Annotated in this window: 16 protein-coding genes; 9 read left to right on the top strand and 7 right to left on the bottom strand. The window is 39.4% G+C overall.

Going from position 1 to position 20,430, the window contains the following annotated elements:
• The first annotated feature begins 73 nt into the window (after positions 1–73).
• The 8 genes from ACX0HA_RS14570 to bglX all read left to right on the top strand — a co-directional run bounded on the left by ACX0HA_RS14570 (position 74) and on the right by bglX (position 9,901).
• Complete coding sequence (locus ACX0HA_RS14570) at positions 74–1,876, top strand: amidohydrolase (protein ID WP_458846032.1); 1,803 nt, start codon at positions 74–76, stop codon at positions 1,874–1,876.
• 2 nt (positions 1,877–1,878) lie between these two features.
• The gene (locus tag ACX0HA_RS14565; protein ID WP_458846031.1) at positions 1,879–2,316 is read left to right on the top strand and encodes a DoxX family protein; all 438 of its coding nucleotides are present in this window, start codon (positions 1,879–1,881) and stop codon (positions 2,314–2,316) included.
• The gene (locus ACX0HA_RS14560) at positions 2,316–3,686 is read left to right on the top strand and encodes an alginate export family protein (protein ID WP_458846030.1); all 1,371 of its coding nucleotides are present in this window, start codon (positions 2,316–2,318) and stop codon (positions 3,684–3,686) included. Before ACX0HA_RS14565 ends, ACX0HA_RS14560 begins: the two co-directional genes overlap by 1 nt.
• 110 nt (positions 3,687–3,796) lie before the next feature.
• On the top strand, positions 3,797–5,290 hold the full coding sequence (locus ACX0HA_RS14555) for a sensor histidine kinase (RefSeq protein ID WP_458846029.1): 1,494 nt from the start codon (positions 3,797–3,799) through the stop codon (positions 5,288–5,290).
• A complete protein-coding gene (locus tag ACX0HA_RS14550; RefSeq protein ID WP_458846028.1) occupies positions 5,283–5,966 on the top strand; it encodes a response regulator transcription factor in 684 nt (227 codons plus the stop codon). Before ACX0HA_RS14555 ends, ACX0HA_RS14550 begins: the two co-directional genes overlap by 8 nt.
• Positions 5,967–6,173: 207 nt before the next feature.
• Positions 6,174–6,338: a hypothetical protein gene (locus tag ACX0HA_RS14545; protein ID WP_458846027.1), complete on the top strand. Its 165-nt coding sequence runs from the start codon at positions 6,174–6,176 to the stop codon at positions 6,336–6,338.
• A gap of 157 nt (positions 6,339–6,495) precedes the next feature.
• Positions 6,496–7,581 carry an SGNH/GDSL hydrolase family protein gene (locus tag ACX0HA_RS14540; RefSeq protein ID WP_458846026.1) on the top strand — a complete coding sequence of 362 codons (1,086 nt, stop codon included), beginning with the start codon at positions 6,496–6,498 and terminating at the stop codon, positions 7,579–7,581.
• Positions 7,582–7,621: 40 nt separating this feature from the next.
• Positions 7,622–9,901 (top strand): beta-glucosidase BglX, encoded by a 2,280-nt coding sequence (gene bglX / locus ACX0HA_RS14535; protein ID WP_458846025.1) that lies wholly within the window; start codon positions 7,622–7,624, stop codon positions 9,899–9,901.
• 64 nt (positions 9,902–9,965) lie between these two features.
• Here bglX and ACX0HA_RS14530 read toward each other — a convergent pair whose 3' ends face one another.
• The 7 genes from ACX0HA_RS14530 to ACX0HA_RS14500 all read right to left on the bottom strand — a co-directional run bounded on the left by ACX0HA_RS14530 (position 9,966) and on the right by ACX0HA_RS14500 (position 19,189).
• Complete coding sequence (locus tag ACX0HA_RS14530) at positions 9,966–10,790, bottom strand: hypothetical protein (RefSeq protein ID WP_458846024.1); 825 nt, start codon at positions 10,788–10,790, stop codon at positions 9,966–9,968.
• Between the two features lie 87 nt (positions 10,791–10,877).
• A complete protein-coding gene (locus ACX0HA_RS14525; RefSeq protein ID WP_458846023.1) occupies positions 10,878–12,176 on the bottom strand; it encodes a glycoside hydrolase 5 family protein in 1,299 nt (432 codons plus the stop codon).
• Positions 12,177–12,246: 70 nt separating this feature from the next.
• Positions 12,247–13,482 carry a glycoside hydrolase family 26 protein gene (locus ACX0HA_RS14520; RefSeq protein WP_458846022.1) on the bottom strand — a complete coding sequence of 412 codons (1,236 nt, stop codon included), beginning with the start codon at positions 13,480–13,482 and terminating at the stop codon, positions 12,247–12,249.
• A gap of 213 nt (positions 13,483–13,695) precedes the next feature.
• The gene (locus tag ACX0HA_RS14515; protein WP_458846021.1) at positions 13,696–14,874 is read right to left on the bottom strand and encodes an AGE family epimerase/isomerase; all 1,179 of its coding nucleotides are present in this window, start codon (positions 14,872–14,874) and stop codon (positions 13,696–13,698) included.
• Positions 14,874–16,067 (bottom strand): glycoside hydrolase family 130 protein, encoded by a 1,194-nt coding sequence (locus ACX0HA_RS14510; RefSeq protein WP_458846020.1) that lies wholly within the window; start codon positions 16,065–16,067, stop codon positions 14,874–14,876. Before ACX0HA_RS14510 ends, ACX0HA_RS14515 begins: the two co-directional genes overlap by 1 nt.
• Before the next feature lie 33 nt (positions 16,068–16,100).
• Positions 16,101–18,026 (bottom strand): sodium:solute symporter family protein, encoded by a 1,926-nt coding sequence (locus tag ACX0HA_RS14505; RefSeq protein ID WP_458846019.1) that lies wholly within the window; start codon positions 18,024–18,026, stop codon positions 16,101–16,103.
• Between the two features lie 20 nt (positions 18,027–18,046).
• Positions 18,047–19,189: a glycoside hydrolase family 26 protein gene (locus tag ACX0HA_RS14500; RefSeq protein WP_458846018.1), complete on the bottom strand. Its 1,143-nt coding sequence runs from the start codon at positions 19,187–19,189 to the stop codon at positions 18,047–18,049.
• A 189-nt stretch (positions 19,190–19,378) separates the two neighbouring features.
• Between ACX0HA_RS14500 and ACX0HA_RS14495 the strand changes: the two genes are divergently transcribed.
• On the top strand, positions 19,379–20,254 hold the full coding sequence (locus tag ACX0HA_RS14495; RefSeq protein ID WP_458846017.1) for an AraC family transcriptional regulator: 876 nt from the start codon (positions 19,379–19,381) through the stop codon (positions 20,252–20,254).
• Positions 20,255–20,430 lie beyond the last annotated feature (176 nt).

Genomic DNA, 20,430 nt, shown 5'->3' with positions numbered 1-20,430 from the left:
CATAAGAGGCTGCATGTAGATGGAGCCTCTTTTATAAACAATACATACAACCATTCATCATAATATACCAATCATGAAAACTTTTACGCAATTACTTTTTTGCCTGCTTCTTATTTCTGTTCCGGGTATGGCGCAAAAGGCCGATCTCATTGTGCATAATGCCAAAGTGCATACGCTTGACAACAACAATACTATTACCGAAGCTATTGCAGTAGCCAATGGAAAAATAATCAAAACAGGCAAAAGCAGCGAGATACTGAAACTGAAAACCAAAGGCACCACTCTTATTGATGCTAAAGGTAAAGTCATTATTCCCGGCCTCTTCGATTCGCACATGCATATTATCCGTGGCGGCAGGTTCTTCAATACAGAGCTTCGCTGGGATGGTGTACGCTCCCTGAAAAAAGCATTAGCCATGCTTAAAGAACAGGCACAGAGAACTCCTGATGGACAGTGGGTGCGCGTTGTGGGAGGATGGAATGCTTATCAGTTTGAAGAAAAAAGGCTTCCTACCCTACAGGAAATAAACGATGCTACAGGAAATGTACCTGCTTTCGTTCTGCATCTTTACGGGCATGCCTACCTAAACAAAGCCGGTATAGCCGCGCTGAAGATGGATGCTTCTACGCCAAATCCAAACGGAGGACTTATAGAAAAAGATATGTATGGCAACCCTACAGGTATGCTCATCGCTGAGCCCAATGCTTTCATACTATACTCTACGCTTTCTAAACTTCCTGAGCTTAACCCTGAAGAAAAAGTTAACTCTACAAAACTATTCATGAGCGAAATGAACCGTTTGGGCGTTACCGCTATCATGGATGCCGGTGGGGGTTTCCAGAACTACCCTGATGATTATGGCGTGACTGCCAAACTTTGTGAAAACAATGAACTTACAATACGCATGCCTTACTACCTTTTTGCACAAAAAGCAGGAAGCGAGCTTGCTGACTATACCAAATGGATCAGTGCAGTAGAAATTGGCGATGGTTGTGATGTACCTTCTGACGGGGTAAAGAAATTTGGTAAAATGCCAAAAATCGAATACCATGTTCAGGGTGGTGGCGAAAATCTTGTAGCAAGTGCCGGCGATTTTGAAAATTTTGACAAGCCAAGGCCTGAACTTAATCCTGCCATGGAAGGTCAGCTAAAAGCTGTACTCTCATTGCTTGTAAAGAACAAATGGCCTTTCAGAATACACGCCACATACAATGAAAGCATATCACGTTTCCTGAATGTGATCGAAGAAATAAACAAAGAGACACCGCTTGATAGCCTCTTATGGTTCTTTGACCATGCAGAAACAGTATCAACCGAAAATCTGCGACGAATAAAAGCCTTAAACGGAGGTATAGCAATACAACACAGAATGGCTTATCAGGGAGAAGCTTTCATTAAACGTTATGGCAAAGCAGCAGCAGCCAGCACCGTTCCTCTTAAAAAAATGATGGATATGGGTATCAGGGTTGGTATGGGTACTGACGGAACACGTGTAGCAAGTTATAATCCGTGGGTTGGCTTATACTGGTTAACAACAGGTAAGACTCTTGGCGGACTTAAGTATATGGCTGATGAAAACATAGTAGATCGTACTACTGCATTAAAATTGTTTACACAAGGCAGCGCACAGCTTATCAAGCTTGACAACGACAGGGGGATGCTTAAAGAAAATTACCTTGCCGACTTCGTTATCCTTTCTGATGATTACTTTACTACAGCTGAAGATAATATATTGAATATGGAAGCAAAGCTTACAGTAGTAAATGGGAAAGTGGTATATGCTGATAATGATTTCCGCTCGTTTGCAGCACCACAGCCTAAAGCAATACCAGCATGGAGTCCGGTAAATTATTTTGGAGGCTATCAAAAGAACTAACCATGAAAAAACTATTTAAACTTATAACAGGCTCTGATTTAGGATCGCCGCTGTACAACTTTGCAATATTGTTTTTCAGGGTTGCTGTAGCAACAGAACTTATTGTTGTACATGGATTTAAAAAAATAGGCATTGGTGTTGATGTTGTTGAAGTAATACCTAATCCCTTAGGCTTGCCTGAAGCCTTAAACAGCTTTGTTGCTATTGCTGCAAATGTTTACCTGCCCATTCTTATAGTACTTGGATTCTTTACACGACTGGCAGCCATTCCTGCCCTGGCAGTGACAGCAACGGGTTATTTTTTAATGCACGGGCATGATCCTTTACCAGAACGTGATATTCCGTTTATGTACAGCATATCGCTGCTTACAATAGTTATGTTTGGTGCCGGACGATATTCTATTGATGGATATTTGAATAAAAAATTAAACGAATCGTGATGAAAAAAATACTCATACTGTGCCTTTTCCTGGTATCCGGTATATCAGTATGGGCACAAACACAGCCAGATTTCAGGCCACTCAGGTACAACGACGATTTTACGTATATAAAAACAGATACAACACAAAGCCTGTATGATAAGATCAAATACATTCCTTTAAGCAAATCAGGAAAATATTATGGTTCGATTGGTGGGGAAGCAAGGCTTCAGTACATTTTCACCAAAAACAATAAATGGGGCGATGAACCCGATGATCCTGACGGATATTTGCTATCGAGGTATTTGTTCCATACTGATATTCATTTAGGGATGTTCCGGTTATTTGGCCAGTTTCAGAGCAGTATTGCCAGCAGCATGCCCGACCCCAGTCCTGTTGATGAAAATACAGCCGACATTCACCAGGCATTTCTTGATATTAATTTTATCAACAATGAGCAGACCAAATTATTTACCCGCTTAGGAAGACAGGAGATGTATTATGGTTCGCAAAGGCTTATCAGCGTTCGTGAAGGTCCAAATAACAGGTTGGCTATGGATGGTTTTAAAGCTGTGGTTGCAAAGAAAGATTTTCAGGCAGATGCGTTTTACATGCACCCTGTTGCCAATGTGCCCGGCAGCTTTAATGACAAGCTTAACGAAAGTGCTAAGCTATGGGGTGCCTACACAGTACTGAACAACATAAAGATCCTTCATAACATTGACCTGTATTACCTGGGGCTTTGGAAAAAGAATACCAATCTTGACAATGTAACAGGTGAAGAACTCAGGCATACAGTTGGTACAAGAATATGGAAGAACAAAGGCAACTGGAAATATGACTTAGAGGCGCTTTACCAGTTTGGGAGGCTTGCTGATATGGACATCAGTGCCTGGAGTGTATCTTCTTATGTAAATTATGAATTTTCAACTGTAAAGTTTGAACCTGTTATCGGGCTAAAAACCGAAATCATATCTGGTGATGCCAATCGTAATGACAAAAAGTTACAAACACTTAATCCGCTGTATCCCCGCGGAGGATATTTTGGCCTTGTGGCTATGATAGGCCCATCCAATTTATTTGATATTCACCCTTCAATAGATATGTCACTTACTAAAAAACTCAGCTTTGGGATGGACTATGATATTTTCTGGAGATGGAGTGATAATGACGGGCTTTATGCTCCTAACATGCAGCTGCTGTATTCTGGTGAAGGTATAGCCGAAACATTTGTAGGTACACAGCTAGTTGGAGATTTTGAATATGCTTTCAACCCCTTTTTCTCCTTAACCGTTGAAGGGGCCTGGTTTAATGCAGGAGCATTTCTTAAAGAAGCAGGAACAGGAAAAGATTATTATTATGCTGCATTTACAGCAACGTTTAGATTTTAGGACTTATAGTCCCGGCAGAAGTTCTGCCGGGACTATAAGCTGTTAACATGTGTAAAGTTAACGTATGTTAACCGGGCTCTTAAACCATTTTTTGTTTATATTTTTGGAATATGAAAAAGTGGCTACAAAAAAATATCGTCTATCTGATTGCATTAATCATACTGGTTACGCTTGCCATACAAACCTATTGGAATATAAAAAATTATGAGGCGAACAAGATAAATGTAAACAATGAGGTATTGGCTGCCCTGAACAGCAGCCTGGATACTTATTATGCCGATATGGTAAAATCGGACCTGAAATCATCAATCATCAAACAAGGCTTACGAAACGGACAAGAGATTCCTGAAGAAGTAAAGTCCATAATAGATGAAATGGTTCTGGAAATGGAAGCTACTGAACATTCAATCGAAGGAGGGCCTGACTCTGTCAAGAACTTTTATGTTATGGGCGATTCTCCTAAACCCCCGGTTGACATCACCGAATTATTAAAAGAAGCCAAGGAGTCAAAATCAGGAGTTGCCACCGGGACATTAAAGCTTGGGATAAAAGACAGTTTATCTGCCATTACCAACCTCGCTACCAAAATCATAATATCAATAGCTGAAGATACCATTAATTTAAATGACCTGTCTAAAAATCTGAACAAAGACCTTAGAGAGAAAGGATTCAATTTCAGCTATGCATTATCCCATATCGATGGGGAACATAGAAGGGATTATGGTAACCCAAAAGATCCGCAATATGAGTTATCGGTTGAATCGGGCTCGGCTTATTTACCATCGGGTACACAGCTAAAAATGTATTATTCCAATATTAATCTCATAGCATTAAAAGAGGGTCTGGTGGGTATACTGTTATCTTTTCTGTTTACTGTTGCTATTATTATAAGCCTTATATACCTTTTACGGATTATAAAGCAGCAAAAACAGCTTGTTTTAAGCAAGAACGATTTTATAAGCAATATTTCGCACGAGCTGAAAACCCCCATAGCTACCTCGCTGAGTGCACTTGAGGCTTTACAGCATTTTAATGCTGATAACGATCGGGAAAAGACAGAAAAATACATGGGTATAGCATCCCAACAGCTACAAAAGCTTACTGTTATGGTAGAAAAAATACTTGATACTGCAGCATTGGACAGTGACAGGATTGCACTCCAAAAAGAAATGGCAGATGTAATTCCATTGATACGAAGTGTCGTTGAAAAACATCAGATCAATACCACCAAATCTCTTTTTTTTACAACAGAAACCAATATACTTTTAGCCAATATAGATACTTTTCATTTTGAAAATGTTATCAATAATATTGTAGAGAATGCAATTAAATATGGTGGCAATACCATAACATTAAATGTAAAACCCGGCTTAAAAGATGCCATAATTACCATAGCCGATGACGGCACTCCAATAGATAAAATACTGGGAAACAAAATTTTTGACAAATTCTACAGAATTTCAACAAACAACAGACACGATGTAAAAGGATATGGCATTGGCCTTTATTATTCAAGGAATATCATTGAAAAACACAATGGAAAACTTGTACTGGAAGATGATGCTAAACAAACCGTTTTTAAAATAACTCTCCCTTATGCCTGATAAAATAAAAATAATGCTGGCTGAAGACGAGCCATCATTAGCACTCATAATAAAAGAAAGCCTTGAAACCAGGGGTTTTGAAGTTATAACTGCCGGAGATGGCGAAGAAGCCTACCGTGCTTACATTTCTGAAAAACCTAAATTACTGGTGCTTGATGTCATGATGCCTGTTAAAGATGGTTTTACCGTAGCACAGGAAATCAGGAAGAATGACAAGAGAATTCCTATAATCTTTTTAACAGCAAAATCGCAGACCCAGGATGTTGTAGATGGATTTAAACACGGAGGCAACGACTATCTGAAAAAACCATTTAGCATGGAAGAGCTTATAGTAAGGATTCATGCACTGCTTGACAGAACCGAGATAAAAAACGATGACGAAGGTCTTACCAATATAGGCGATTTTGTTTTTGATTATACAAAACAATCCCTTACTTACAATAAAGAAAGTGAAGTACTAACCTATCGTGAAGCCGAGGTTTTAAGCCATCTTTACAGGAATAAGAATGAAATGGTTACGCGTTCACACATCCTTAAAGAAATATGGGGAGATGATGATTTCTTTAATGGAAGAAGCCTTGATGTTTTTATTACCAAGCTTCGCAAAAAACTGGACAAGGATAAGAATGTACAGATTATAAATAGTCGTGGTTATGGCTACAAGCTGATTTGCTAAAAAACCGGTTCATATCTCATTATACTCCGGGCAAAGGCTCATTTGAAAAAGCATACTGACTATATATCGTCAAAATACAATTGTTCACACTATATATCGCCAAATAAAAATCAAAATATTTTGTAAAATTTTGATTTACAGATAATTAAAATATGGCATTATGATTGAATTATCTAACAGTATAGATAATTCAAAAAATAACATCATATGAAAAGATCACTATCCCCTTTCGTTACTGCCTCTTTTTTATGGGCAGGGTATTCTGAAGAATTAGAAGAAACTTTTTTAGAATCCGAATATGCTTCAGGCGATGAAGAAAGCATAATGGCTTCCCGTCTAAACGATAATGACAACTTAGAACTATATACCTGATTACTTCAGATAAATTCATTTGGCTTGTTCAGGATAATGTATGACTTAAGCCATACATTATCCTGAACAGCTCTCAAAATCTATATGCATTTGACATTTTAGTACAACTCTAAAAATAGATAATTACCTATTTTTACGACTTATAAATCTGTCAGTTATGCGCATTGAGCAAAAATTCATATTATTTTTTACCACTTTTCTTTTATCATGCACTGGTACCGCAAATATTCCGGCAAAGGATAAAAGCATATTTAGTACCAGTGGACGTGTTGAAACACTGAAGGACAACAGTATAGTCCTGATTGGATCAGCAGCATCTGTAACTTTCGGGTTTACGGGTACTGAGTGTACTATACATGTAAAAGCACAGGATCATCACAACTACATAGTTATTGAAGTAGACGGAAAATATATTGGCAGGCAGCAGATTCAAACCTCTGACAACGCTATTCCTGTAAAAGCTGCTACAAACGGAAAACATATTGTCAACATTTATAAAGCGACTGAAGCTGCTAACGGCAATGTCATTTTTACATCGGCTGAAGGTAACTTGTTTAATGCCAAAAAAACGGTTAAGAAAAAGATCGAATTTATTGGCGATTCTATTACTTGCGGTATGGGCAATGATACTATTGCAATACCTTGCGGCAAAGGCGAATGGTATGACCAGCATAATGGATATTATTCTTATGCCCCTATTACAGCAAGAGCGCTTGGCACAGATTTTTTACTGAGTTCCGTTTCCGGTATCGGGATATACAGAAACTGGAACGATGAGCATATCGATGAAGCCATAATGCCTGATGTTTACGAGAACCTGTACCTGAACAAAGACAATTCAAAACCCTACACGTTCGGATTCAATCCGGATATTACCTGCATAGCTTTGGGCACAAACGATTTTTCTGAAGGAGATGGCAAAAAACCCAGACTGCCTTTTAACGAAGAGAAATATGTTGCTAATTACATCAGCTTTATTAAAACGGTATACAAACATTCGCCAAATACCCAGATCGTATTGCTGGACAGCCCAATGGTAAAAGGCGAAAAAAGTAAAACCTATGCCAAATGCCTTAACAGGATAAAAGATGCAATTAACAGTGAAAAAGGACATAAACCGGTTACTGTATTTATTTATAAGGAGGTAATACCACATGGCTGTGGCTATCACCCGGAAATTGAAGATGATAAACTTATGGCTTCGCAACTGGCTCCCTATTTAAAGACCCTTTTGAAGAATTAACCTTATGGGAAGTAGTATCTTCCCAACAAGACACATATAGATGAAACAAACACAAACCCTGCTGTTGCTGGCGCTGTTTACCCTTGGTACAGCACAGGCACAGAAAAAGAAAACCATGGACACAAAACAGGAAATTGAGCAAAAAGTAGACAAATTGCTGGCCAAAATGACACTTGAAGAAAAAGTGGGCCAGATGAATCAATACAACGGATTCTGGGATGTGACAGGACCTTCACCTAAAGAAGGGAATGCTGCAACAAAATATGAGCACCTGCGTAAAGGATGGGTAGGCTCAATGCTTACGGTACGTGGTGTTGATCAGGTACGCGCCGTACAAAAGATAGCTGTTGAAGAAACCCGTCTTGGCATACCGCTTATCATTGGGTTTGACGTTATACACGGATACAAAACCCTTAGCCCTATTCCCCTTGCCGAAGCTGCAAGCTGGGATATGGAAGCTATCAAAAAATCGGCTCAGGTTGCTGCCGATGAAGCTTCTGCTTCTGGTATTAACTGGACATTCGGTCCAAACGTAGACATAAGCCGTGATGCCCGTTGGGGCCGCGTTATGGAGGGTGCCGGTGAAGACCCTTTCTTAGGAAGTAAAGTTGCCACAGCACGAGTTAAGGGCTTTCAGGGCGATGATCTTTCAGCGCCAAATACCATAGCTGCCTGTGCAAAACACTTTGCGGGTTATGGTTTTTCCGAATCAGGCAGGGATTACAATACAGTAGACATTGGTAATGCTACATTATACAATACTGTGCTACCTCCGTTTAAAGCAGCTAAAGATGCTGGTGTGCGTACCTTCATGAATTCATTTAATATCCTTAATGGAGTTCCGGCAACAGGAAACAGTTTTCTGCAAAGAGATATCCTAAAAGGCAAATGGGGTTTTGACGGTTTTGTAATTACCGACTGGGCATCTGTTCGCGAAATGATTGCCCATGGTTATGCTAAAGATGGTGCAGAGGCTACTCTTAAAGCTGTTCAGGCAGGCGCTGACATGGATATGGAATCGCATTTATATGTTGCCGAACTGGTTAAGCTTGTAAATGACGGTAAAGTAGACATTAAACTTGTAGACGATGCTGTAAAAAGAATCCTTAGGGTTAAATATGAGCTGGGACTGTTTGATGACCCATACCGCTACTGCAACCCAAAAAGAGAAAAAGAAGTCATCAACAGCAAAGCGAATCATGAAGCTGTACTTGATATGGCTAAAAAATCGATCGTACTTTTAAAAAACGAGAAAAACCTTCTTCCGCTTAAGAAAAACGGACAAAAAATAGCAATTATAGGAGCACTGGCAAACGACAAGAACAGTCCGCTGGGCAGCTGGAGGATAGCCTCTGATGATAACACAGCCGTATCGGTACTTGAAGGAATGCAGCAGTACAAAGGCAATACACTGACTTTTGAAAAAGGTGCCGACCTGACAGTAGGAAAAACAACATTTTTGGATGAAGTTGTATTCAATACAACAGACAGAAGTGGCTTTGATGCAGCCAAAAAAGCAGCAGCATCGGCAGATGTAGTAGTTATGGTTCTAGGTGAGCACGGTTTCCAGAGTGGTGAAGGCCGCAGCCGCACCAATCTTGACCTGCCGGGACTTCAGCAGGAACTGCTTGAGGAAATTTATAAAGTGAATCAAAATGTAGTATTAGTGCTTAATAATGGTCGTCCTCTGGCTTTACCATGGGCAGCGGAACATATCCCTACAATCGTTGAAGCATGGCACCTGGGTACCGAAACCGGTAATGCAGTTGCACAGGTATTGTATGGTGACTACAACCCAAGTGGTAAACTGCCTATGAGTTTCCCACGCAATGTTGGGCAAGTACCCATCTATTACAACCAGCACAGTACAGGAAGGCCAACAAACAGCGATAATAACGTATTCTGGTCGCACTACTCTGATGTTGAGAAAACACCTCAGTTCGCATTTGGACACGGGCTTAGCTACACGACTTTTAAATACAGTGCTCCAAAATTAGATAAGAAAAACTATGCTAAAGGAGAAGCTGTAAAAGTATCGGTAGATATTACAAATACCGGAAACTATGACGGTAAAGAAGTAGCACAGCTTTATATAAGGGATATTGCAGGAAGCCTGTCACGCCCTGTAAAAGAACTTAAAGCCTTTGAACTGATATCGCTTAAAAAAGGCGAAACTAAAACTGTGACCTTTACCCTTACAGATGCTGAATTAGGATTCTATAACAACCAAGGAGAATACCTTGTAGAACCGGGAACATTTAAAATATTCACAGGGACAAGCTCTGACAACGTTCAGGAAACGGAGTTTGAATTAAAATAATCCGAACTTTATATAACAAAAAACACCGCTCAATGAGCGGTGTTTTTTGTTATAACTTATTCGTTTACTTATTAGCCGATATAAGGCAGTTCAGGGATAAATCTGAATCTGATTTTATAACCATTGTTATGCCATTAGTATCAAATCCCATTTCAAGCTTCATTTTTAGATCCTGCTGCAGTACAAAGTCATTACTAAGATCGTGGGTTGTTTTTCCGGTACCAAAACCTGTACCCTGTATTTTTTGTCCGCTAACTTCACTATTAATGGTGTAGGTATGGCTAACATCAAAATAAGCTTTAACACCTTCAACTTTCAGAAGCTTATAGGTGGCAACATCGTTGATTGTCATTGATTCAGCACCGATTGGAATACTTAACGGAAGCGTGATTGTAAAAGTTTCTCCCACCTTTACCTTCTTTTCAGGAACTACAATTTGCGACACTGTAGCCTGCATGGTCTTCATGAATATTTCTTTAATCGCTACATCCATACCGGGAGCCTGTATAGAATCAAATACCGGCATGCCATCCTGCTTAACCTTGCCATAGATCATAGTATTGTCGGGTATTATCTTCTGTTCAGTGCCACTGTCCAAAGAAACTTTCATGTTAAGCGGAATTTCTGTTCCGGTAAGTTTTCCGGTAGTAACAACACATTTTGTTGTCGATTTGTTTTCAGTAACGGTAGGGTTGGTAACTCCCTGCGCTTGTAGCATCTCTAAAATATCATCAGACGCTTTATACGTGATCTCTGTTTTAGCATTCTGGCTAATGTTCTGGACATAAACCTTATTGGGTTTATAAGCCACTTTAAAAGTTACTGCCTTTTGTGCAACAACAGTAAGCGTGCTAAAAGACACCAAAAGGAATAATACTATTTTTTTCATTTTTTAGTTATTTTGAAGAGCAAAGGTACATCAATAAAAATTCTATTGTAAATCGAGACAATAAAAAAGAGCCTTTCGGCTCTCTTATTATTTAATCTTTTTATTGTATTCTTTTATCAATTTCAGTGTAGATGTATCTGTACTGAAAACTGAATTAAGTCCTTGTGGTTCTTGTGGTGGGTCGGCAGTGAAATCATCTCCTTTTGCCCATTTGCCATTGGCAGGATTGTTTTTTCCGGTGCCCCCATAGCCCCAGAAGTTAAGAGCTGCAAAGCTTTCTTTGTTCTTAACGCTTGTTTCCAGTCTTTCAAAAATAGCTTTATAAAAAGCATCCCTGTCGGCTGTCAATGCTTGTTTAGAAAGGCTCTCCCCTTCTCTTGGCAGGCCAAACTCTTCCAGCACAATAGGTTTACCCAATCGTTTTGCAATCGCGATGTGCTCATCTATATAAGCCATAGTTTTAGCAATAGTAGGCTGAAGTGTCTCCTTTGCTTTTGTATGGTCATACCAGCTCCAGTTCTTAGGCCATATATGCATAGTAAGGTAATCGATCTTTGGATTGTTGTGCGTGCGCTCAAAAATTGCCGCATCATCAGCAGAACCTGCCTTACCTTCTGAACCTGTACAAATCAGGTGATTCTTGTCCAAAGTATCAATCAGGTCTACCACACCATTAAGCCATTTGGTAAAAGCCTCTTCATTGTCGGCTGTAAATACACGGGGCTCATTGGCTACCTGCCAGGCCATAATGGTTGTATCTTCGGTATATTTCTTTTTAGAGTAAGCATTTGTGCGACCCAGTATATATTTAATGTGGTTTTTGAATGCTTCCATACAAGGTTCACACTTATGGAATTGTTTTGTATATTCCATAAACTGAGGCCAGGTATTCGGCTTAATGTTTGGATTTGGCAGCGGGCCTTTTCCGTTCCACTCCAGATACTGCGACATACCACCACTCCATTCCCAGTTATTGTTGAGGTATAACACAGCATACATGCCGCGTTTATTCATCTCATTAAGCAGATAGTCGAGTCCGTCAAGCAGGTTTTGGTTGTATTCACCCTGCTTGGTCTGCAAAGCCGGAGTAACAGTAAAATCCTGAGTACCGCCTTCGGCACCTACAAGTATGCGAAGGTTATCCATACCATTCGCTTTTAATTGATCCAGTTCTTCAGCAAGGCGTTTGCGGTCACCAACATCTTTACTGGCCAATAGAGCTCCATACCAGTAGTTTGTACCAATGTAGTGATAAGGCTTATCTCCTTTATAGAATTCAGTTCCCTTTACAGTAATCAGGGGTTGTGGCTCTTGTTTTTGGGCTGTACATGACAAAGTCAAAGGTACAATTGCCGTACATAAAAGTGTTTTTAAAATGTTTTTCATAGTTAATGCTAAACCCCGGCTTTAAAGGCCGGGGAATACTTAAATTAGTATAATTGTTTTTTGGAAGAACCTAGTTTGATGGCAGTACATACATTTCTGGAATTGTATTCTGAAGAACCGACTCTCCTTTCAAGGTAAAGTTCTTAAAGTCCTGCGTATCGGCCTGCCCTGCAGGCGGTACATAGTAACCGTCCTTATTGTTTGCCCAAAACATTACAAAGCCCAGTTCAACATTGTTGGCAGTCATTGCATTGTAAATGTTGTTTGTGTAAAAATTTGCAATTGGGCTTGTAGTTGCTGTCACCCTGAAACCGGTCTCAGTCATGGCAGCTATCTTTACCTTTTCTTTACCAAGGTCGGATATCATCTTCAGTTTATTATTGGCTGTATTTATTCCTGTAACACTTCCGTTGGCAAAATCTCCATAGTTATCCATACCCAGTACATCTACATAAGTATCTCCCGGATAGCGGCTAAGATATTGTGATGATGTCGAATAGCTGTTATCAGGAGAAAATGCATACAACACATTGTGCACATTTTTAGTGTCACGCAGGTATTCAACCGTAAACTTCCACACCTGCTTGTATTCATCGGGAGTGCAATAGGCCGCACCCCACCAGAACCAGTTTCCGTCAAATTCATGAAAAGGCCTGAAGATTACCGGTATCAGTTTTCCATTTGTATCTTTAAGATCGTTGAAAACCTTTGCTACCTTATCCAGTTTTGATTTATAAAGGTCGTGATTCTCACCTCCCGGCAATATGCTTTTAAAGGCATTTGCTTTTTGTAACGGGTCTGTTATATCCGAAGCATAAAAAGTATCCTGATTGTACGGCTCCCTTAAATGCCAGCAAAAGATATTAACCATACCTTTAGTATATGCAGCTTTTACGTCGGAAGTTATCTTTACTTCCTGCTGATAGAACCAGTTGTCCGGTTGTTCGTTATTTTGCTTATCGGTAATGAACATAAAGTCAGAACCCAGGATACCCGGGTCGTTACCCGTAGCTTTTTTAATATCCGAATCACCAGCGGCATCATTGAAGAAACCATTAAAAGCATCCTGCTGCCCTACCATATAACGTGTTTTCGAAAGTTTCTTTAAATTGTAGAACAAGGCTACAGTTTCCTGTGTCGCATCCGGATCGGCCATATAGGAACGTACATTTGCCACATTAAGCACATCGGGAGTTACTTCTACAGGTGGATTTGTTGTCATTCCTGTATAGCCGTCATCTGAAGAGCAGCTTGTGGCAGCCAGCATTGAGAATACCAGGCTAAATATAAATACCTTATTTTTCATTGGTAAATTGTCAAATTTACCGGCAACACTATTTGTTACCGGTGATTATTGGTGCCAACACAGCACTATTTAGCTTACTGAAACTAAACAAATCATTATGTTTAAAAAGCAATTAAATGCTATTTAAACATAATGTTAAATTACTGTTTCAATCGTTTTCGTGCTACTGCTTTTTTGTCAAAAAAGCATACTATTTACACAAATATCAGCGAATTATCCCGGCAGTCTTTTTATAAGCTCAAGGCACGCACGTGAGTTGTGGTATGGGCATTTCCAAAAACCGGCTTTATCTTTTTCTATTGGAGAATAGTCAGCATTTACACCCCATATCCATTCTCCATTTTTAGTATCGAGAATATGTTGTTTTACAAACTGCCAATTGGCATTTGCAATATCAAAGTATTTTTTATCACCGGTAAGCTCCCATGCATTGACCATACCTATCCACAGCTCAGATTGTGGCCACCAATGCTTTTCGGCGATCATTTTCCTTTCACATGGATTATATTCATACCACAGTCCTCCATCGATATCAAGGCCTTCAATCGTTGCATCGGCCATTATAACGGCATGTTTCTTATATATTTCTACCAAAGCACCATCTTCAATCATTTCAGCACACCACAGCAACAGCCAGGCGGCCTCAATATCATGACCATAAGAAATAACATCGGGTTTCTCTACCCATTCTTCATTAAAGAAAAGATGAAGGTGGCCGGTATCGGCATTCATAAAATGATCATTTATAGTATGAAGTAGTTCAGCTATCTTAGCTTTAAGCCCTTCATCCTTCCATACTCTGTAAAGATTTGCATATCCTTCAACTATATGAAGATGGGTATTCATTGTCTTTTTCTCGTTGGCATCCTTGTCACTAAGACGAAGATCGTCAATAGGCCTCCATTCTTGTGTAAAGGCTTCAAAATAGCCTTTATTCACAGGGTCATAACTGTACTGCTCTATTGAACTGTATAGTTTTTTTGCCAGTTCTAAGGCTCTGTTATTTTTGGAGATGTTATAAAATTCAGATAATCCGTAGATTACAAAAGCCAGTGCATATATCTGGTTTTTAGTATCCTTTGGCGTACCATCAGCGTTTATGCTCCAATAAATACCTTGGTTAACCGAATCGTAAAAATTTTCATATATATATTCAAAAGCCCTTTTTGCCAGTTCAAAATGAAGGTCATTTTTCGTGACAGGGTAAGAAGCCGAAAATGCCCATAAAATACGGGCATTTAGTACGGAGCCTTTTTCGGCATTAAAATCTTTATTTTCAGCGTGGTCAATGGTACCTATGAAACCGCCATTTTTATTGTCAACGGTATTGCTGCTCCAGTAGTCAAGAATGGACAGCAGCTCATTGTACATTTCTGCCTTAAGGTTTGCCATTATAAAAGCTTACTGTTATTATCTACTAAGCTGATTATGGTATTTACCGATCCTGCCGATGTAAAGGTATCTTCAGGAGAATTCACAACATAATCTACAAGTTTGTCAATTGAAGATACAGCTACATGCATACGTGTATCAGATGATGCATAATAAATATATACTGTACCATCTTCGTCATCGATCCATCCATTAGTGAACAAAACGTTAGACACGTCACCTACTCTTTCTTCGTTCTCAGGAGCCATAAAGTATCCTGCCGGCGCATGTGTCACTTTAGTGATATCATTCAGGTCGGTCATGAACATATAAAGGGTATATCTTAAGCCAGCTGCAGTGTTACGCACACCGTGAGCAAGATGAAGCCATCCTTTAGGAGTTTTTATAGGAGCAGGTCCCTGTCCGTTCTTAAGTTCATAAATAGTATGGTATACTTTCCCGAAAATGATCTGTTCGTCTTTTACATCCGGGTTTTCCATGTTATCAATATAGCCAAGGCCTATACCGCCTCCGTTACCAACATCTATGAAACCATCCTGCGGACGTGTATATAATGCATACTTACCATTTACAAATTCAGGGTGAATAACAACATTGCGCTGCTGTCCTGTATTTGATATTAGATCAGGAAGCCTTTCAAAATTCACAAGGTCTTTGGTACGCACGATACCTGCATTAGCTATAGCAGCACTTGTATCTCCGGCCGGTGCATTAGGGTCTTTTCTCTCAGTACAGAAAATTCCATAGATCCAACCGTCTTCATGAAGTGTAAGCCTCATATCATATACGTTAGTATCATGGTCTTCAAGCTGAGGGATTACACATGGCTTGTCCCAAAATTTAAAATTATCTATGCCGTTAGGGCTTTCAGCAATAGCGAAAAAAGATTTTCTGTCTACTCCTTCAACACGCACACACATAATATATTTGCCGTTCCATTTAATAGCTCCGGCATTAAAAGCAGCATTCATACCAATGCGCTCCATACCATACGGGTTTGTAACAGCATTAAGGTCGTACCTCCAGGTAAGCGGAGTATGTGCCGGTGTAACCACCGGATTCTTATAGCGTGTATACACTCCATTGCCATCAGCTACCGGTTCATTTTTCTTTTCTATAAGCTGCTGATGCTTCTTTACAAGTGCATCATAATTTGATATTACAATCGAATTATCAGTAATTGAATTACCCATTTCAAATATATTCTTTAAATTTTACTTTCGTTCTTAAAAATCTGTCAGCCTGTTCCACCAGGTCTTTCTCATCACAATGAATATTACTGCCAACAGGGCAAGCACTACTCCAAATCCTGTCCATTTAGAAAGGATAAAGTACATAGGCAGCAGCGTTAACAATATCTGCCCGGCTATACCCATCCCTACGTTGAACATATTCACTCCAAAGTTTTTATTTCTTTCAATCGTTGGGTCTTCCGCCTGAATCGCATCGCGAACAGGTTTCCAGAAGCCCCAAGGCCTTACCGTTTTGTAGAAGTTCTTTAATGTAGCATCATCAGTAGGTGGTGCTGCATAAGAACCTAATACACAGGCAATAAGTTGGATTATGATAAATACAGGGAAATAGTATAACATTCGTGTACCGTCAAAATAGGTCGTTACACCTGTTACAGATAAAGCCGGTGGTATAGCGCTGGCTAAAATTCCGGCAAACATTCCCCAGAAGAAGCCACTGGCGTTAAAGCGCCACCAGTACCATTTAAGTACGTTTGCACATACAAACCCACCATATAGACCAGCCGTGATGATATTGAATATCATGTTCACATCCTTAATAAAAAGACCAAGGCCTACACCCAGAACAACCATTACTGCTCCAGACAGATACCCCATACTGATGATCTGTTTTCTGTCAGCATCCGGTTTAAAATATTTAAGGTAAATATCGTTTACTATATAAGCCTGGCCTGCATTAAGCGTTCCTGAGAAATTACTCATGAATGCTCCCAGGAATCCGGCCAAAACAAGACCCACCAACCCAACAGGCAGGTACTTGTTGATTACCGCCGGCATGATACTCTCAAAATTAACGCCATCAGCGGTATGGTTAAGAGCAAGGTCTTTAAAGTACAGCACACCCAAGATGCAAAGACCCATTGTCATGAAATAACGTATCGGTAATAATATGATTGAAATGAAACCACTCATCTTGCTGGCTTCTTCCGGTGATTTTGTACTTAAAATCTTTTGACAATCGTAGTTAGGTGCAGGTCCGGCAAGGCTTTTCAGCACACCCGAAAAGAACATCATACCTACTACGGCAGAGAATAATTTATAACCGTCTTTTTCCAGTTTTACCTGCGCATCGGCAAGTATGTTTTGCCAGTCAAGACCCAGTTCGGCACCAAAGAATGGAGAATCCCAACCTAAAGGCATCTTGTCGGTAAAGATTATCCCTGAATCTGCAAGGTGTATCATTGCTATTGTTCCAACAAACAGGGAACATACAATCATAATCATGTATTTGATGAAATCTGCAAGTACGATTCCGTGCATACCCCCTACAATACTGTAAAAAGTTGCCACAAGGCAGATGCATACACCATAAAACTGTGCTGTAGTATGTTTAGCATCATATAAAGCCGCTGCATAAGCATCAGTCCCAACAGTATACTGAGTTAAGTTTTGGTCAAGGAAAGGAACAACCTCTTTTATGCTTTCATACGGAATGAATATCTCTAAAAACTCACCCACACCTACAAAAGCATAAGCCATGTAACCTATACAAAGCATCAGTGCAAATACCACCACAATAGCGTGACTTTGCTTTACGCCTTTATCGGTAAGGCCAAAACGCGTACCAAGCCATTCGGCACCGGTAGTTGCATTACTTCTCCTAAGCCATTTACTAAGGAAAACCATTAGAAATACCTGGTTGAACACCGGCCACATCCATGGGATCCATACACTTTTGAATCCGTAAAGAAAAGCCATGCTTACCAGAAGCATAGTTCCGCTGATATCGAACATATCACTGGCATCACTAAGTCCCAGCATGTACCACGGAAGCTTTTTACCACCCATAAGGTAGCTGTCTTTACTACGTTTGGCGCGGTTTTTCATGACGATACCTATGATGATCATCATGATGAAATAAAGGGCAATTATCGTTAAATCTATAGCTGTTAATCTCATATAAAGAATGGCTTATAGCCTTATTTGTAAAGTTTGAATTTGGTTACATCTTTCTGAAACAGCGTATTACTCTTTTTATAGTATTCTATAAAATCAGCCGCCGATTCGTTCTTTGGATAAGGAGCATAGTAATGCATCTTTGGAGGCGTCATGTGCGCATTCCATCCGTGGTTTCTCCATACCAGTACGTATGATATTTTTTTGCCACCTATTGCATTGGTAAGTGTTTCTGTCCACCATTTACTGTAAGGAATAGCTTCATAACCAGTTTCTGCAATAGCAGAAAGCTTATTATGCTCATTAGCAACTTTATCTATTATAGTTACCAGCCTTTGAGTATCGGCTACAAACTTATCCTGTTTTTCGCCGTTGCCGCCCTGATAAATATCAAAACTTACAACATCTACCCATTCATCACCGGGATAATACTCCATAAAATCGGCCTCGGTCTTTACATTGGCATCAGATGTATTATATACATATATAAGATTATGCAGTCCTTTTGCCTCGAAATATTCAACGGTAAATTTCCATAAAGCCTTAAACTGCTCAGGGCTTGTTGTATTCTTACACCACCAAAACCAGTCTCCTGTAAATTCGTGGTAAGGACGGAACAGGATTGGCACTGCTTTACCATCACTTCCTTTTAGTGTTAGCAGGAATTCAGCAGCATTGTCCATCCAGCCTTTAAACTTTTCATGCTGTGAGCCACCAGGCAGAACCGATGCTACAGTTCCCTGCGGGTTATCCCATGCATCTTTACCACTAAGCGGGTTATTTACGTGCCAGCTAAAGGTATTTACACCTCCTCTGTCATACACCTCTTTAATAAACTCACGCATCTTATCAAACGGAACGCCATCAAGGTCTTTATCAGATTTATTCTCAATCCTTCCCAAATCCCATCCGTAGACAGCAGGATAGTCGCTTGTTACATCCTTAACATCGCTTCTTCCTTTTTCATACTGCCATTCTACACCATAGGCAAGTGCATCCTGATGCCCGAACATATAACCTTTTTCTTTCAGCCTGAACAGGTTTTTATACAATGCCACGGTTTCTTTAGTAGCTTTTTTATCTATGGGGCCGGCAGCAGTCTGCGATACACCTTTACAGGAAAGCGTAAGTGACACAGCCAGCATTAGAATGATTTTATTTTTCATGTATTTGTATATCTGCTTAATTATGAATGAGTCCCTTTGATAAATTCACAATTAATTTTATTTATTATTTACAAGACCGCAATTTTAAAGTCGGTTTTTTGATAATGCCAAAGATAAATTTCGTCATAAATTTAAGTTAATATTATTTTATCAATATTATATCATATAATTGCAAATAAAAAAAGAGTTATGGACAACCAAAAATTCCACAGGGAAATTCCCCCACTTACTAAGGGTGACAGTTTTCTTGTTTTTGACCGTTTAAAAGACACATTTGACTTCCCTATACATTATCATCCTGAATATGAAATAAACTTTATACTAAACGGAAAAGGTGTAAAAAGGATCGTTGGTGACCATATCGAGGAAATTGATGATATAGAGCTTGTATTAGTAGGACCCAATCTATATCATGGATGGGAGCTCAGTAAATGCAAGAGCAAAGGAATTCATGAGATAACTATACAATTTCACAACGACCTGTTTAGCGAATCGCTTTTGGCACGCCGCATAATGATGCCTATAAAGGATATGTTTAACAGGGCAAATCACGGTATACTGTTCTCAAAGAAAACCGGAATGGAACTGGCCGACAGGATTGTAAAGATATCAAGACTCGACGGTATGGATTATTTCCTTGAAATAATATCGATACTTCACGACATGGCCAATTCCCGAAATCAGCGCCTGCTCTCTACCTTTACTGTAGATTACGACACCTTCGAGGACGATGACAAGATGAAGCTGGTTTATGAATACATCCAGAAAAACTTCTCTAACAAAATTACACTTGATGATGTGTCTGACATTGCAAGCATGAGCCCGGTATCATTTAACCGTTTTATCAAAAAACGCACTAACAAGACATTTGTAAATTACCTTAATGATATTCGCGTAGGCTATGCTGCACGATGGCTTGTAGAAAAAGACCTGAGCATCTCAGAAATTGCATTTAAGTCGGGATTTAATAATATCGCCAATTTTAACCGCATATTCAAAAGCATAAAAAATACCACTCCAAGTCAATATCGTGAAGAGTTTTATGGCATGAAACGCTTTTTATAAAGTGCTTTTGATTAAAAAATACAACTAGCGATTTCCAAAAAATGCGAATACCATAAACTTTCAAATTACTGACAATCAAATATTTAACGCTAATATTAATTTAACACATACTTTATAGTATCCGAATTACGCAAACGTTAGAGGAAATATTATCATTAAATGATAAAATAATATTA

The sequence above is a fragment of the Flavobacterium hauense genome (assembly GCF_054457175.1).
Note: the sequence above shows the minus strand (reverse complement) of the source record. Positions and strands in the feature narration are given on the sequence as shown.